This is a genomic window from Deltaproteobacteria bacterium (assembly GCA_020848905.1).
In the GTDB taxonomy this organism is placed as follows: domain Bacteria; phylum Myxococcota_A; class Polyangia.
On record JADLHG010000004.1, the window covers coordinates 150,129 to 165,705 of the forward strand.

Genomic DNA, 15,577 nt, shown 5'->3' on the forward strand with positions numbered 1-15,577 from the left:
ACCCCTGACGTAGGACGAAGAGGACGCGCGTGGCGGACAAGAGCTGGGACGACGAACTGGAGTTCTCCGCCGACGAGCTGTCGGAGCTCGAGCGCAGCCGCGAGGAGAGGTCCAGCATCTCCGAGCCGGGTCAGCCGCGTCGACGCGTGCAGCGCCGCGGACTCCGCGTGCCGGCGGAGGCCGTGCCGCGACGCCCGCCCTCGGGGGCGATCACGAGCTCTATGTCGCTTCCTCCACCCGCCCCCGACGCCGAGCCGCCGCGGACGAAGACGCTACCCATGATGTACGCGGTTCCCGCACCTCCGCTGGGACCTCCGCCGGTCCCCGCCGGAGAGGCCGCCGCGGCGCCGAGCTCGATGAACCCCGAGGAGCGGCGAAGTCTGAACCTCGCCCTGGAGATGGCGGCGGAAGCGGTGCACGGCTCGCCCGCCTCGTCCACCGATTCGGCGTTCGACGTCGATGGGCCCACGCTGCCCGGGGCATCTCTCGCGATGGAGGATCTGGCCGCGCGCCAGCACGGGGATGGGCCGTCGCCGGATTCCTCCCCCTTCGAGGCGGACGAGGAGCGGTCGAATCGCGTCGCGATCCTTCTCTCGGCGCTGCGGGTCTCCGTCGAGGCGGCGGCTGCCGGAGCGCGCCGCGAGCGGGCCTTGTCAGGGGAGCACGCCGAGGCGGGTACGCCCACGTCCGACGAGGATTCGCAGGGGGGAGCGGCCGGCGGTCGTTCCTCGTGGCTGTCGGGTCTCCTTCCCGCGGCCGAGGCGGCGGACGCCGAGGCGTTCTCGGGGGAGGCGCGGGATGCGGGCGACGCGGTGCCGGAGAGCACCGAGACGGTCTCCGCCGTACCGGAGGGCTCGTCGACGGACTCGTGGGGAATCGCGGCGATGCCCACGATGGAGGACTCGACCCTGGCGGTCGGCCTGAGCGTCCCCCCGTCGGCGTTGCGTGACGTGGAGACGGTCGAGGACGGGGATCTGGAGACGATCGAGGACCCGGCTTCTGCCTTTTCCGAGGTCGAGCCGGACGACGCCTTCGAGGAGATGCACCCACAGCTCGCCGCGCAGCGGCCCGCGGCGGCGGCAGAGGTCCCAGCGCAATCTGCTGCGGAGTCGGTGGGAGCGCGCTCGATGGAGGAGTTGCCGGCCGATGAGCTTCAGGAGCTCGTAGCCCCGCCGCCACTGCCGGTTACCGAGGGCGAGCTCTTCGGTCAGGAGACGGCGGGGACGGGGCTCGTCCTGCGCGTGCCCCTCAGCGAGGAGGATGGAGCGGGGGCGGTCGAAGAGGACGTGATGACCTCAGCGCCGCCCGATGAGGAGCTCGCGGGCGACGCCGGGGCGCGGCGCTCCATTCCTCCGGTTCCGCCGGCAGACCGCGAGCCCACGGCGGCCCCCATCACCGTTCCGCCGCTTCCGCCACAAGCCCCCGCGGGGGCTCCTGCCGCTCCACGCGCTGCCGCTGCGGCGGAAACTGCCGCTGCCGGTCTTCCGCCGCCGATGCCCGAAGCGCCCGCCGAGCGCCGCGCCGACAGTCCCCCGGTGGAGCGCGCTCCGACGCCGGCGGCCGAGGCCGACCGTGCGGCCGAGGCGCAAGCTCGTGGCCGCAAGCGGGCCAAGGCGTGGTTCGAAGAGATCTTCGACGAGGATTTCCTGCGGACCATTCCGCACGTCACGCCGAGGCTCACCGGGCAAGAGGTGGACTTCATCGAGGAGACGCTCCAGCCTGCCCCGGACAGTGAGATCCTGGACCTGGGCTGCGGGGCCGGGCGGCACGCCATCGAACTCGCAGGGCGCGGCTACCGGGTCACGGGCTACGACCTCTCCCTGCCCCTGCTCATCCGGGCGGCGGACGACGCGCAGCGCCGCAATCTGCAGGTCAACTTTGTCCACAGCGACTTCAGGGAGCTGGGCTTCGACGCGCAGTTCGACGCGACCTTTTGCCTCGGCACCTCCTTCGGCTACTTCGACGACGACACCAATCGAAAGATGATCGTCCGCGTGAACCGCGCCCTCAAGCCGGGTGGGCGTTTTCTCCTCGAGGTAGTCAACCGCGACTACCTGATCCAGGACCTGCCGGCCCGCGTCTGGCGCGAAGGGGCCGGCTGCGTGGTCCTGGAGGAGGTCGATTTCAACTACTTCACCAGCCGCGTGCTCACCAAGCGGTCGGTAGTGTTCGAGGACGGACGGCACCTGGAGCAGGAGATCTCGATTCGCTCGTACAGCCTCCACGAGCTGGGCAAGGTCCTTCACCATGCGGGGTTCCGCGTGCTGGAAGTCACCGGACACCTGGCCCACCGCGCCCGCTTCTTCGGCAATCACTCCCGCCAGCTCTTCCTGCTCGCCGAGAAGATCGCGCGGCAGTAGGGTCCGTCTCGCGACCACGGCCATGACTCCAGCACGCGGCCAGAATGCGATGCTCGGCGACGGCAGCGCGCCCGGCGAGCACGGCGCCCGGTCGCGGCCCGCTCCGGCGTGGCTCGCCGCGTACGGCGCCCTGTACGCCCTCGGAGCGCCGTTTCTGCTGCCGCTGCTAGCCCTGCATCCTCGGCTGCGTGGCGGCTTCCTGGACCGCCTCGGAGGCCGGAGGGTCCCTCACCCGCCGCGGCCCGCCGAGCGCCCGGTCTGGTTTCACGGGGCGAGCGCCGGCGACGTGCGCGCGCTGTCGGCGCTCGTGCGGGAACTCCAGGCGCAGGGGTGGCCCACGCTCGTCTCCGCCGGGACCCGGGCAGGCCACGAGATCGCCCGAGCAGAGTTCCCCGGGACCACGACGCGCAGGGCCCCGCTGGATTTCGCGCCCTGTGTGCGGCGCGCCCTGCGAGGCGTGCAGCCGCGCCTCCTCGTGCTCGAATGTCTGGAGGTATGGCCGAGCTGGATGCGGGCCTGCGAGGACGAGGGGGTTCCCGTGGCCGTCGTGAACGGCAGGCTTTCGGTCGCCAGCTTCCGGCGCTATCGGTGGGCCCGGCCGCTCTTCGCGCCGTGCTTTCGCTCGCTGAAGCTGGTGGGGGCGCTTACCGAGGAGGATGCGGAGCGCTTCGTGGCGCTCGGGACGCGCCCCGAGGTCGTGTTCGTGGAGGGGAGCAGCAAGCACGCGAGCCTTCATTTGGCTTCCGCGCCGCCGCGGGAGGACGACCCGCCCGTGCTGGTGCTCGGTTCCGTGCATCGGGAGGAGGAGGCGCTCCTCTTTCCGCAGCTTCGATCGCTCTTCGCGGCTTGCCCCCGGCTCCGCCTGGTGGTGGCGCCGCGCTATCCGCATCGCGCCCCGAGCACGGTGCGGGCCCTGCGACGGGCGGGGCTCCGTGCAGAGCTCGAGTCATCCGTGGCTTCTCGTGGTGGAGAGTCTCCGCTCGCTGCCTGTGCCCTGGTCCTGGACCGCATGGGGACGTTGCCCAGATACTACCAGGGGGCCCGTGCAGCCTTCGTGGGGGGGAGCCTGGTCCCACGCGGGGGGCACAACGTGCTGGAGCCTGCTGCCGCCGGTGCGGCCGTCCTGACGGGGCCTCATACGGCGCACTGTGCGCGCGAGCTGGAAGCACTCGTCGCCGCCGGCGCCGCGCAGAGCCTCGCACGCCCCGAGGAGTTCGGCGACCGAGCGGCCCGGTGGCTCGGGGACCTGGGGGCGAGGGTCCGCGCCGAGGCCGCGCAGCGCACCGTTCTCTCCTTCCAAGGCGCCGCCCTACGGACGGCTCGTCGGCTCGAGGAGCTCCTCTCCTGATGGTCGCTCCGTGGCGCTGGGGCCTAGCCCCGCTGGCCGGCCTCTACGCGGGGGCGGCCTTCGCTCGCCGCGAAGCCTACCTCCGCGCATGGGTGTCGAGCGTCCGACTGCCGGTGCCGGTGCTCTCCATCGGGGCGATCACGATGGGGGGGAGCGGGAAGACGCCCGTGGCGCGTCTAGTGGCCGAGTTCTTCCTCGCCAGAGGCGTGCGGGTAGCCGTGGTCACGGGTTCCTGCGGCGTGCGATTCCGCGCTCGCCCGCAGGTCGTGGCCGCGGCGGGCCCGAGCGGCGCGGCGTCGGCGCGTGAACTGGGGGACGAGGCCGCCCTCTTCGCCCGCTGGCTCGCGACCCCCGCCATCGTGAGCAGCGGCGCGAACAAGCGGGAGGCCGCCGCCCTGGCGGTGGGCGCGGGGGCGGAAGTCGTGATCCTGGACGACGGCCTTCAGCACTGCGGCCTCCGTCGGGACGTGGACGTGGTGGTGTCGAGTCCCGACGAGAACCGAGCGCCGCTGCCGATGGGCTGGGGGCGCGAGTGGCGGCCACGCCGCCTCGTGCGTCCGCTGCGGTGGTGGCACCAACGGGACGGACGAAGCGTCCCGCCACGCCCGGACGCGGAGGTCGTGACGCGGAGCAGGGCCACTGTGCTCGCCCGACCAGACGGGGAGGTTCTGGCGCCTGCCGCGGAGCTGCGCGGGCTCCGCGTGGCCTTGGTTGCGGGCGTGGCGAGACCCAGGCACTTCGAGACTCTCGTGCGCGATCTGGGGGCGGAGGTCCTCCACACGAGCTGGGTGCGGGACCACCAGCCCTTGACCCGTCGCGCGCTGCGTGCCGCTGCCAGGTGCCGCCCCGACCTCGTGCTGTGCACCGAAAAGGATGCGGTGCGCATGCACGGGAGCCCGGAGGCCCGGCACCTCGTTTCGCTCTGCTGCGAGGCCGAGCTGGTGCGGGGCGCCGCAGCGCTCGAGGCGCTCGTGGGGCAGCTTCCCGAGCTTCGCGCGAACGTCCTGGGGGAGGCGGGATGACGGAGCTCCTGAGTCGCCTGGCGGAGAGACTCTCTCCTCGGGCCGTCCGGGTGATCGCGCGGTGCCTCGCGTTCGTCGCCTTCAGCCTGCTTCGAATCCGACGCCGCGTCGTCCTGAATAACCTGCGGCGCGCGCTAGGTGTATCGCGCTCCGCGGCGCGGCGGCTGGGCTATTCCACCTATTGCGAGCTCGGCGTGACGTTCCTCGACTTCTTGCGCGTCGGCCGCCTCACAGCCGCAGGGGCGGAGGAACTCCTCGGGCGGCGCGCCGTGCAGGAGCTCGAGGCGCTGCGCGCGCAGGGGCGCGGCGTGCTGGTCCTGAGCGCCCACCTCGGGCATTGGGACCTCCTCGCCTGCGCCGCGGGCCGCATGGGGTGGCCCGTCAACGTCGTCACGCGTCGCATCAAGACCTCCTGGATCGACGCGTTCTGGATGGGCCAGCGGCGTGCGTGCGGTGTCACGCTGGTACCGGCACAGGGGTCTGCGCGCGCGATACGCGCGGCGCTCGCGCGAAACGAGATCGTCGCCCTCGTGCTCGACCAGCACCAGCCTGATGGCGTCGTCGTCGACTTCTTCGGGCAGCCGGCGGCAACGAGCTCTGCACTCGCCCGACTTGCGCGAGCGACGGGCGCTCCGGTGATCGGCGCCTTCATGGTGCGCGACGCCAGCGGTCGCTATTGCGTGGAGCTCGTGGGGCCGATTCATTATCAGGGCGCGGCGGACCGGCGCGAAGAGCTGCGGCTGAACACGCAGACCTACACCAAGACCATCGAGAAGGTCGTTCGCGCCTATCCGACGCAGTGGTTCTGGGTGCATCGACGATGGAAGGTCCGACCCCCACCTACTCCCGACCCGTTGGGGTCACCCGCCCTCCGGACCAACGAATCCGTTGAACCGAGTGTCTAAAGCGAGACCGCCGAAAGCCGATGGAACGTCCGGCGCGGCAGGGCCGTACTAGTCAGAGAGCTGAACGGAGCTGTGGGCGGGCATTGGTGACGCGGCCTTAGCCGTCGGATGCTCTGATTTCGCGCGCGCCGACGAGGGCCTGCGTCGGCGCCATGGAGGCCGAAGGAATAGAGGGCCGGTGGCGTTTGTCTCAATTAGTAGTGCATTCGAGCTCGATGGGCCGGAGCGTCAGATAGGAGTCGTCGATGTCCAGAACTGCAGTATCACGCGTGTCTCCGTTCGTGGCTCGGCGGGGGAGGCCCTCACGGGAGAGGAAAGATCCGCGTTTGCACCACGATCCGGTGGCGAGCGAGACGGTCGCCGAGGGCGAGGTGCAAGGACCGCCGCGGCGGCAGAAGGGCCCTCCGGAGAATTTCCTCGCGCGCTACTTCAAGGAGATGGCGGAGCTGTCGGTGCTGCGGCCGGAGGAGGAGTTCGAGGCCGCGCGGCGCATCGAAGAGCTCGAGGTCCAGCTCTGGGCGCAGCTCTTCCGCAATCCACATCTTGCCGAAGGCGTGCTGGCGGTCGTCGAGCGGGGACTCGAGAACACGCTCACCGAGTGCGCCTCCGTGCGTCGTTCGGCGCGGGCGATGAAAGGGCAAGGGACGGCGGTTCAGCGGAAGCGCTACGCCGCGCAGTGCGGGCAGCTCGCCAAGCGCTTGCACGCGGTCGACGTGGATCGACGCCTGCTCTTCGCGTCTCTCCGGGAGTTTCGCAAGATCGCCCGCGGCGAGGAGGATCGCGCCTTCGCCGGGAAGCTGCGCGTGAACGTGCAGACGGAGACCTTCAAGCGGCACGTGCGCGAGGTGAGCATGCTCTTTCATCGGTCGCAGCGCGCGCGCAACGACTTCGTCAAGGCCAACCTGAGGCTCGTGGTGAGCATCGCACGGCGCTTCAATCACGGCCGCATGCCCCTGAGCGACCTGATCCAGGAGGGGAACATCGGCCTGATCAAGGCCGTGGAGCGCTACGACTACCGTCGAGGGTATCGCTTCAGCACCTACGCGAGCTGGTGGATCAGGCACTCGATCAGTCGCGCGCTGGCCGACAAGGGACGGGCCGTCCGGCTCCCCGTGCACATGATCGATGCGCATCACAAGGTCGCGAAGGCGCGGCGTGAGCTCAGCAGCCAGCTCGGGAGGCCGCCGACCAAGGACGAGATCGGGAAGACCACGGGCCTCTCGACCGACAAGGTGGACAAGCTCGAGGGCTACCTGATGGAGCAGGCCGTCTCGCTCGACCGCGAGGTCTCGGACGAGGACGGTCGCCGCTTCATCGATTTCATCCAGGACCCGGAGGCGTCCTCTCCGTCGGATCAGCTCATGGATCAGTCGGAGAATACGCAGGTGCTGGAGCTCTTCGACGAGCTGAAGCCCATCGAGGCCGACATCCTGCGCAAGCGCTTCGGTCTGGCGGGGGGCAAGGAGCTCACCCTGAAGGAGATCGGTGAGACCTACAACCTCTCCCGCGAGCGCATTCGACAGCTCCAGGAGCAGGCCCTGGGCAAGATCCGTCGCGCGCTTCAGCGACAGCAACCGGCGTAGGGGTGTGGTGGCGCTGGCCGAGGTCGGCGCCATCACAGCTCTCCTTCGCCCCCACCGCTTCCCCGCACCGATTTGCGCTGTTCACCTCCGCCGGGCTAGGATGGTTTCGACCGATCCACCGACGAGGAGGCGGGCACATGCGCAGGTTGACGGTGGTCCTGGCCCTGGCGTTCGTGGGCGGGCTCCCCGGGTGCGAGTCCACCGGCACCGGGTTGAGGACGGTCGAGCCAGCCTTCGGCAACGTGGCCGGCAACGACGACGTGATTCTGACCGGCAACGGCTTCGGGCCCGGGATGACGATTCACTTCGGGCGAAACCAGGTCCGTAGTCTGATCATCGAGTCCGCGCTGCGTGCGCGGGTCAAGACGCCCTCCGGGCCCGAGGGCGTCGTGGACGTGGCGCTCACCACGACGGACGGCAGGACGTACGTGCTCAAGCGCGCCTATCGCTACCGCAGCGAGGCACAGACGAGCAAGTAGCCGTCGCGCGTAGCTATGCGCGGATCCGCTCCACGCGAAAAAGCTGCTGACCCATGAGCACGAAGGTGCCGAACGGGATGACGCGCGGCTTTCTGAGGCGTGCGAACGTGCCGTTGGAGCTGCCGAGGTCCGTCAGGTAGACCCGGTCGCCGCGGAGCGACACCTTCGCGTGGGTACCCGACACGTAGCCGTCGTCGGAGAAGAGGATGTCTCCGCGCTCGCGGCCGAGGATCATCTCGTCTCCCATGAGAGGGAAGGCGCTGCCGTCCACGCCGCGGCCGACGATGAGGCTCAGGCGACCCCAGTATCCGGGGTTTGGGCTGCCGAGGACCTCCGTGCCGTCGGCGAGGACCTGCGGTGCGCCGATCGCGTCGAAGCGCAGGAGCTCCTGTCCGATGCGGAACACGTCGGAGTTCTCGAGCGGCTCGTCGTCCACGATGCGCACGAACACGCCGTTCAGGCTTCCGGCGTCCTCCACGACCAGGTGATCGCCGGTGAAGAGAAAGCGCGCGTGGGTGGGGCTCAGGTAGCCGTCGCTGTCGAAGAGCGCCCCGGTGCCGCGTCCGATCACGGTGTCGGCGTCGAAGAGCGTATGGCTGCCGCCCTCCGATCCGTCGGGACGGATGAGTGCGAGCCTCGCGCGGCCGACGGGGGCCGCCACGCGTTCCGACGGAGATCGGCCTGCCCGGAAGAGCGTCGCCTGCGAGGCCTTCTGCATGCGGGCGCCGCAGTTGCCGCAGAAGACGAACTCCTTGGGGTTCGACGTGCCGCAGCCGGCGCAGCTCACGCTCCCGCTCCCGCTGGGCGCTTCCGCCGGCGTAGCCTCGGGGGGGACCGTGGGTTCTAGCTCGCTTACAGGGGGCCCCGGCCTTGCCGTCGCCCGCTTCGCGGTCAAGGGGATCACCGGCTCGACGGGAGGCGGGGGCATCTCGACGGGAACCGGGCGCGGGCTCGCTGTCGGCCGGACGGACGGTCCTCGCGCCTCTGGCTTCGGCGGCGCCTCGGCGGCCGTCAGCTCCGCGCCGCAGCCGAGGCAGAACTTGTAGTGGTCCTGGTTATCCTTGCCGCATCTGCTGCAAATGATCACGGCTGTGCCTCCGCACCTCGTGGGCGCTATGAAATCTCGACGCGAAGCAACTGTTGTCCGAGAAAGACGTAATCCCCGTGGGCCACGGCGGTCGGCGCATCGACGCGAACGAAGGTCCCGTTCTTCGAACCGAGGTCGCTGAGCTGAACGCCGCGCGGCGTGACGCTCACCATGGCGTGCTGCCCCGAGATGAAGGGGTCGTCGGGGAAGTTGATGTCGTTTCCTTCACGTCCCAGCGTGACCTGCGGGGTCGGCGCCCTGAAGATCATGCCGATGTCGCCCCCGCGCAGGATCTGAGCCAGCTTGAAGTGCCCGGGCCGCTTTGGGCTCCCGTAGAAGAAGGTGCCGTCTTCGTCCGCCTCCGGCGCTCCCGTGTCCTCGGCGACGGGGTCGAACTGGATGAGCTGCTCTCCCACGAGGAAGCGTCCTGCCGGCGCCAGCAGCACCGGCGAACTGATGCGCACGAAGACCCCGTTCGCGCTCCTCTCGTCCCGCACGAAGAGCTTTCCGCCGTCGTAGTAGAACGTGGCGTGCAGAGGGGAGAGCAGCGGATCCTCGGGAAAGCGGATGTCCCCCTCCGTTCGGCCCGCCAGGTGTTCCGTTCCGGCGAGATGATACGAGATACCGTCGAGGCCCTCGCCCTTGATGAGGATCAGCTTGGCGCGATTCGGGACCTGCATCGCGCCGAAGAAGAGCGTCCGCGGCGCGACGTCCGCCTGAGCGGGGGCTACCTCGAGCCGACCGCCGCAGTTGCCGCAGAAACGGAACCCATCGGGGTTTGGCGTCCCACACGCGGGGCACTTCATGGGGCTCTTCTCCTTGCTCGCCGGCGCTGCTGAGCGGGCAGCGAGGGGGGCAGCCGGGGGCGGCCACGCTTCCAGACGACGGCCACAGGAGCAGAGCCGCGCGTCCATGGGATTAAAGGCGTCACAGTGGTCGCAGACCAGGCCGACGTCCATGGGGTTCTCGACAGTTCGACCGGGAGTCTAGCAGGGGACGTCGGAGGAACTCAATAATTTCGGCGAGTCGGCCTCACACACTCACGGCCAATGGGCGAGGGCGGCTTCCGCCGCGGCGCGGACCCGCGCGGAGGGGTCGCGCAGTCTGGTGGTCACGGCCGCTCGAGTGCCCGGCAGGCGCAGCGTGCCGAGGACCCTGCAGGCTGTGGCGCGGACGTGGGTCGCCTCGTCCGAGAGGCCGGCCACGAGCGACGAGGCCCCTTCGGCGTCCCCTGACCGTCCGAGCGCGACGAGTGCAGCCTCCCGAACGAAGCCGTTCGCGTCCCGACTCAGGGTTGCGAGGAGCTCGCGCCCCGGCTTGCCGAGGCTGGCCAGGACCTCGGCTGCCGCCTCCCGCTCCCGGTAGTGAGCTCCACGGGCGGCACGTGTCGCGTCGGCGAGCAGGTCTTTCGACGAGATGACGCCGCGCGCCCGGGCGACCTCCAGACTTCGCAACGCCGCCACGCGAGTGGACCAGTTCGCACCTTGCGCCGCGCGACGCAGGGGAAGGAGCGGGTGGCGAGCCAGCTTGGCGTAGACGGTGAGCGCGGCCGTGCGGAGGGCGGAGTCGCCGTGGGAAAGAAAGCGGGCGAGGGGGCTCTCCAGTCGCATCCCGAGGTGCGCCATGGTTCGCTCGAGCTGCTGGCGCCGTCGGTTGTCGAGACGCTCCAGCCCAGAGGTGAAGGGACCGAGACCCAACCGGCCACCGGGCCCATCCAGGTCGTGGAGCGCGCGAAGCACCACGTCTCGATGGCGGTCGAGCGCGCTCTTGAGTCCTTCGAGGAGGAGCGGGCCGTGTTGCTCGATGACCCACGCGAGTTGTTCGGCCCCGAGGGAGTCGACTTCGGCGCCCGCGGCAAAGAGCCGCGCGGCGAAGGCGTCTACGTCAACCTGCCCCTGGCGCACGGAGATCTCTGGCATCGTTAGCCCAGGCGCAGGAGCGGAGGTCGTCGCCCCCAACAGCGACAGGCCGCGGAGCATCGCGGCGCGGACGGTGGGGCGCTTTACCCAGAGCGCTCGCACCAGATGCGGTGCGCCGCGCCGGTCGCCGAGCCGCGCGATGGCCATGGCGGCGCTCGCCTGGAGCTCGTCGTCGGGTGCGTCCGTCGCTTGAACGAGACTCCCGAGCGCGCGTGGGTCGCGGAGCGCGCCGAGACCCCAGGCGCAGGCGGCACGGACCCGCTCGCTGCGCGTGCCGTCGTGCAGGACCTCCTCGAGGACGGGCCGCAGCTCTCGGTTCTGCTGCGCGCCGAGCCCCGCGCAGGCCATGAGCTGCACGGAGGGGCGGGAATCCCCGAGCGCCTTGAAGAGGGCGGCCTGGGCTTTGGAGTCGCGCTGCTGCGCGAGAGCCCACGCGGCGGCGTCGCGCAGGGCCCCCTCGCGACTGCCGAGGAGCCGTACCAGGCCCGGGACAGCGCGCCCGTCCGCGAGGCGTCCGATGGCTACCAGCGCCTCGAGCCGCAGGGCCATGCGACCGGAGGCCTGTTCGGACCTGCCGAGGCCGGGTCCCCCGTACGCCGCGCTATAGATGTGGGAATACCCGCCGCCGTAGTACGAGGACGCGGAGCCGTAGATGGTGAAGACCTCTTCGTCGGCCTCCCGCTCCGCCACGCGCAACAGCGGAAGGACGGCCCCGGGATTCCCCAGGTAGCCCAGCATGCGGACGAGCTCCCGCTGCCCGGTGCTCCCCGAGGCCAGCTCGTCCAGCAGGGGGCCCAGGGAGCGCTGCCCGATTCGCCGGAGCTCCGCCCGCGCCGTCTGCTGCGTGGGCGTCGATCCGTAGCGCGCCTGACGGACGAGCGGCGGGACCCGCCGACGAAGCACCTCCACCACCATGCGACGGTAGACCTCCGCATGCTGACCGCTGCCCTGCGCTAGCGGCACGAGGTCGCGCTCGAGGGATTCGAGGCGTCCCAGGTACCCGCAGAGATCGAGCGCGAGCTGGAAGGCCTTCTGCGCCACCTCGGGGGTCTGGCCGGAGCGGACGAGCTGGCGGTAGATGCGATCCGCGTCGTCGTACTCCCCACGCCAGGTCTGCAGACGTGCCAGGGCGAAGTGCACGCGATGGAGGGCCGGGTTGATCTCCAGCGCCTTGCGGTAGGCCTGGACGGCCGACTGGAAGTCCTGGCGCCTCTCGTAGAGCTGCGCGAGGCGCAGATAGGCGGGCGCGTCGTGCGGTCCCGCGGCGATCGCCTTGTGGGCGTAGAGCAGCGCCTCCTTGTCGTTGGAAAGCTGGACCTGCAGGTTGGCGATGCGCTGGTAGTACTCGCGCGCGTTCTTTGGTTGCAGCTCGGCGAGCCTCTTCAACAGCTTGACGGCCTCGGCGAGCTTCCGCTGGCGTCGATAGACGGCCTCGAGCGCCACCATCGCCTCGGCGTGGGTCGCGTGGTGCTGCAGAATCCGCCGATAGGCCGTCGCGGCCAGCTCGTAGGCCTTGAGCTTGAGGTGCCCTTCCGCCAGGAAAAGCCCGGCGTCCACGTCGGGCGGATTCCGATCGAACAGCATCTGGTAGCCGCGCATGCGGAACTGGAGCTGGTAGGTGCGCGCGAGGATGTCGAGGATCCGCGTGCGCGCCTCACGGCGGCTCTGCCGATGGCCGTCCCCTTGCGCCTTCTTCAGCACGTCTTCCCACGCCGCGATGGCCTCGTTGTTCATGCGCTTCTGCTCGAGGAGCGCCGCGAGGCTCTTGGCGTAGCCGACCTCGTGCGGCGCGAGCTTGATCGCCTTGCGGTAGAGGTCGATGGCCTCCTTGGTCAGGTCGTGCTGGGCGTAGACCTCCGCGAGCTTCGCCAGCGCCTGGTGCCGTTCCTTGACGGTCGTCAGGAGCTTGCGCCACACCTCGACCGCCTTCTTCTTCTGTCCCGAGGCGAAGTACTGTTCCCCGAGGCTGATCAGGTGGCCGTCGTCCTTGGGTTCGATGCGCACCAGGATCTGCGCCTCCCGCATCGCGCGCTTCTGGTCGCCCCAACGGCTGAAGAGGTCGGAGAGCGCGGAGTGCACGGAGGCGTCCGAGGGGAACCTCTGGCCGAGGCGATCCAGGACCTGCGTCGCTTCGGCCACCGCGCCCGCGCGATGCAGGCGCTTGGCCAGCTCCAGGTGGTACTTCGCCTCGCCGGGCGCCAGCTGGGCCAGCGTTCGATACTCTGCGACGACTTCCTTGTCGCGTCCCATCCGGTCGAGCAGCCCGATCAGCCGGACGCGCACGTCCAGCTCCTGCCGGGCCAGGGCCAGGGCCGACCGATACTCCTTGAGCGCCTTCGCCTCGTCGCCCGTCTCCTCGTACAGCCGCCCGAGCACCTGATGCTCGAACGCACCCCGGCGCTTCCAGGTCTTCTCGTAGTGGGTGATGAGGCCCTTCAGGTCGTCCTTCTTGCGATAGATGTCGATGATGCGATCGGTGAGTTCCCGCTGCAGGTAGTGCCCGCGGGCGGCGAGCCCCATCGCCTTCTGAAAGGTGTCGACCGCCTCGGTGTCGCGCCCCAGTTGGTGGAGCAGCGTGCCGATCTCTTTGAGCAGCTCGGCGCGCGTGGCCGTCTCCGACGTGCGCTTCAGAACCTCGCGGTAGAGGTCGACGGCCTGTCGCTCCTGGCCGCTCTTCGCGAGGAGCTGGGCCAGTTCCGTGCGTAGCATCGTGTTGCGTGGGTCGAGCCCGAGCAGCTCCTCGACGATCTTCATCGCGCCCTTCACGTCACGTTGCGCCAGGGCGAGGTTCGCCATGGTGCGAAGGTGCGTCTTCTTCTCGCCGGGGCGGCCGGACAGCGTCACGGCGCGGCGGTAGGCCTCCATGGCTTCGGTCGCGCGGCCCGCCTTGCCGTAGAGCGCCCCGAGCGCGGCGGCGACGCTGGCGTTCTTCGGGGAGAGCTTCGCGACGCGCTCGTACTGGGCGAGAGCCTCGGTGGCCCGCCCGACGCGTCGGTACAGATGCGCGAGGACGAGCTGGTGCGGGACGCTCGCCGGATGCGCTCGGGCGAGGGCCTGGTACTCCGCGACCAGAGCGGCGATGGAGCGGTGCTGGCGATAGAGCCGGACCAGCGCCGACAGGGATGTGGCGTCACCGGCGTTACGGGCGAGCAGAGCCTTGTAGCGCGCGACGACGCGCGGGTCGAAGGGGGAGCGGGTGACCTCCCAGTCGTCCCCGCGGACGGTGGCGGCCGCTCCGAGGAGCACAAGGACGACGACAAGCCGAACGACGATCATGCGTGCGTGATCTCGCTGAGCCGTAAGTATAGGGCCGATCGCGAGGGGTCACCCGCGCTCATTTCCTGCGCGGGCTAAGCTCGCATTGCTTGTGCATTAGTACGGTGGAGATGGGAGGAGCTTGGCGGGTTGGCCCCGCGGTTCGCGGAGCGCTGGGTAGGGCGAAGGCGCCCTCGCGTCAGGAGCGGCGGTTGCGGCGAACCGCGGAGAGGAGCCGCTGCAGCTCGCGCGCCCGGAATTCCGCCAGGTAGTCCTGGATCATGCGGTGGTGGCCACGGGCCATCGCGCGGAAGTGCACGCCCGTACCGTAGAAGTGGCGGTCGTGGTGGTCGAAGCGCACGTCTCCCGCGGCCCAGATCGTCTCGCCGGTGCCCGGCAGTTCGAACTCGAGCGCCACCTGCCGTCCGTCGCGGCTGGCCGGCCGCACCAGACGATTCAGATAGAGGCCGGTCGCGCTCACGTTCATGGTGAGGCACCGCTGGGCGTGGTCCGCGCGGTACTCGTTGATGAGCATCTGCAAGGGGATGCGGAAGCCGCCTCGTCGATTTGCTGAGCCCATGCCGTCCTCCTGGTGCCGATATGACGCATTGTCCCATGATTCCAGGCTGGTGGAGTACAAGCCGGGTTCAAGGGGATGATGTAGGACAATGTACTCAAAATACCCCGCGCGCCAGTTTTCTCGCTCCGCGCAACGCACCCGACCGGGTCGCCGAAGAGGTGCCCATGAAAACGATCGTATCGGACGGGACCACCCGCCTCCACGACCGCCTGGCCGGGCTTTCCCAAGGCATCACCGGAGGCGGTGGGCTCGCGGGAGGCGGGGCGCTGCGCTTTTCCGACGTGCTGCGAACCCCGCCGGCGGAGAGAGCGGAGGTTCGGTCCTCGAGCGATTCCGCGCCGCCTGCCGAGGGCGGACCAGGGGATTCGCCCAGCCGCGTCGAGACCCGGGACGCGCAGCCTCAAGGCAAGCCGGAGCGTCCCGCGGCCGAGGGGCCCCTGCTGGATCCATGGACCGTTGGCGCGCTGCGAGCGGGGTTTGACCCGGCCCCGATGCGCGTCGCGCCGCTGCCGCCGTCCGCGGCGGGCGACCTCCAAGACCTGGCGCAGCACCTCCTGAGGCGGGTGGAGGTCTACCAGTTGGGCTCGGCCACGGGGGTGCGTATGCGGGTCGAGGCCGCCGCGATGGCCCCCGTGGGGGTTGACCTGCGTATGGAAGGCGGTCGCCTTCGGGCGAGCCTCGCTGTGAGTGACGCAGCGGATCTGCGCGCGCTGCAATCGGCGGCGCCGTTGCTGGAGTCCGCGCTCGAGGCGCGAGGCGTCTCCCTGGCGGCCCTCACGGTCCAGCTCGATCCTTCCCGTCACGACGGGGCGGCCGACCGCAATCCTGGAGGAGCACCCTGGCCGGACGAAGGGGAGTCTACGGCGTCCGGCGGCGTCCCGCGGCGTGCAGCCAAGAGCGGACGGCGTGCCGTGCGCACTTCGGACGGGGGCGGCTTCGTAACCTGATCCGACCGCGGCCAAGGCCTTTGCCCACGGGAAGCACCGCGGCCTGGCGGCGATCCCATTGTGCCGTCGCTGCGCGGGTGGGTAAGATGCGG

General features: G+C 70.2%; 11 protein-coding genes. 7 read left to right on the forward strand and 4 right to left on the reverse strand.

Features of this window, described 5'->3' with window-relative positions:
* Positions 1-29: 29 nt before the first annotated feature.
* The 6 genes from IT371_01420 to IT371_01445 all read left to right on the forward strand — a co-directional run bounded on the left by IT371_01420 (position 30) and on the right by IT371_01445 (position 7,697).
* Positions 30-2,360: a methyltransferase domain-containing protein gene (locus tag IT371_01420; protein MCC6746285.1), complete on the forward strand. Its 2,331-nt coding sequence runs from the start codon at positions 30-32 to the stop codon at positions 2,358-2,360.
* Positions 2,361-2,382: 22 nt separating this feature from the next.
* Positions 2,383-3,708: a hypothetical protein gene (locus tag IT371_01425; GenBank protein ID MCC6746286.1), complete on the forward strand. Its 1,326-nt coding sequence runs from the start codon at positions 2,383-2,385 to the stop codon at positions 3,706-3,708.
* Positions 3,708-4,730 (forward strand): tetraacyldisaccharide 4'-kinase, encoded by a 1,023-nt coding sequence (gene lpxK / locus IT371_01430; GenBank protein MCC6746287.1) that lies wholly within the window; start codon positions 3,708-3,710, stop codon positions 4,728-4,730. The genes IT371_01425 and lpxK overlap by 1 nt, the downstream gene beginning before the upstream one ends.
* Positions 4,727-5,635, forward strand: coding sequence for a lysophospholipid acyltransferase family protein (locus IT371_01435; protein MCC6746288.1), 909 nt, complete (start codon positions 4,727-4,729; stop codon positions 5,633-5,635). Before lpxK ends, IT371_01435 begins: the two co-directional genes overlap by 4 nt.
* A gap of 326 nt (positions 5,636-5,961) precedes the next feature.
* The gene (locus tag IT371_01440; GenBank protein ID MCC6746289.1) at positions 5,962-7,218 is read left to right on the forward strand and encodes a sigma-70 family RNA polymerase sigma factor; all 1,257 of its coding nucleotides are present in this window, start codon (positions 5,962-5,964) and stop codon (positions 7,216-7,218) included.
* 137 nt (positions 7,219-7,355) lie between these two features.
* The gene (locus tag IT371_01445; protein MCC6746290.1) at positions 7,356-7,697 is read left to right on the forward strand and encodes an IPT/TIG domain-containing protein; all 342 of its coding nucleotides are present in this window, start codon (positions 7,356-7,358) and stop codon (positions 7,695-7,697) included.
* Positions 7,698-7,710: 13 nt separating this feature from the next.
* Here IT371_01445 and IT371_01450 read toward each other — a convergent pair whose 3' ends face one another.
* From IT371_01450 to IT371_01465, 4 genes are all read right to left on the reverse strand, one after another.
* Positions 7,711-8,784: an FHA domain-containing protein gene (locus tag IT371_01450; GenBank protein MCC6746291.1), complete on the reverse strand. Its 1,074-nt coding sequence runs from the start codon at positions 8,782-8,784 to the stop codon at positions 7,711-7,713.
* A gap of 26 nt (positions 8,785-8,810) precedes the next feature.
* Entirely contained in the window at positions 8,811-9,743 is a 933-nt protein-coding gene (locus IT371_01455) for an FHA domain-containing protein (protein MCC6746292.1), read from the reverse strand.
* Positions 9,744-9,824: 81 nt separating this feature from the next.
* Positions 9,825-13,979, reverse strand: a complete 4,155-nt coding sequence (locus IT371_01460; protein MCC6746293.1) for a HEAT repeat domain-containing protein — start codon at positions 13,977-13,979, stop codon at positions 9,825-9,827.
* 178 nt (positions 13,980-14,157) lie between these two features.
* Positions 14,158-14,538 (reverse strand): PilZ domain-containing protein, encoded by a 381-nt coding sequence (locus tag IT371_01465; GenBank protein MCC6746294.1) that lies wholly within the window; start codon positions 14,536-14,538, stop codon positions 14,158-14,160.
* Positions 14,539-14,702: 164 nt separating this feature from the next.
* Between IT371_01465 and IT371_01470 the strand changes: the two genes are divergently transcribed.
* On the forward strand, positions 14,703-15,485 hold the full coding sequence (locus IT371_01470; protein MCC6746295.1) for a flagellar hook-length control protein FliK: 783 nt from the start codon (positions 14,703-14,705) through the stop codon (positions 15,483-15,485).
* The last annotated feature ends 92 nt before the right edge of the window (positions 15,486-15,577 follow it).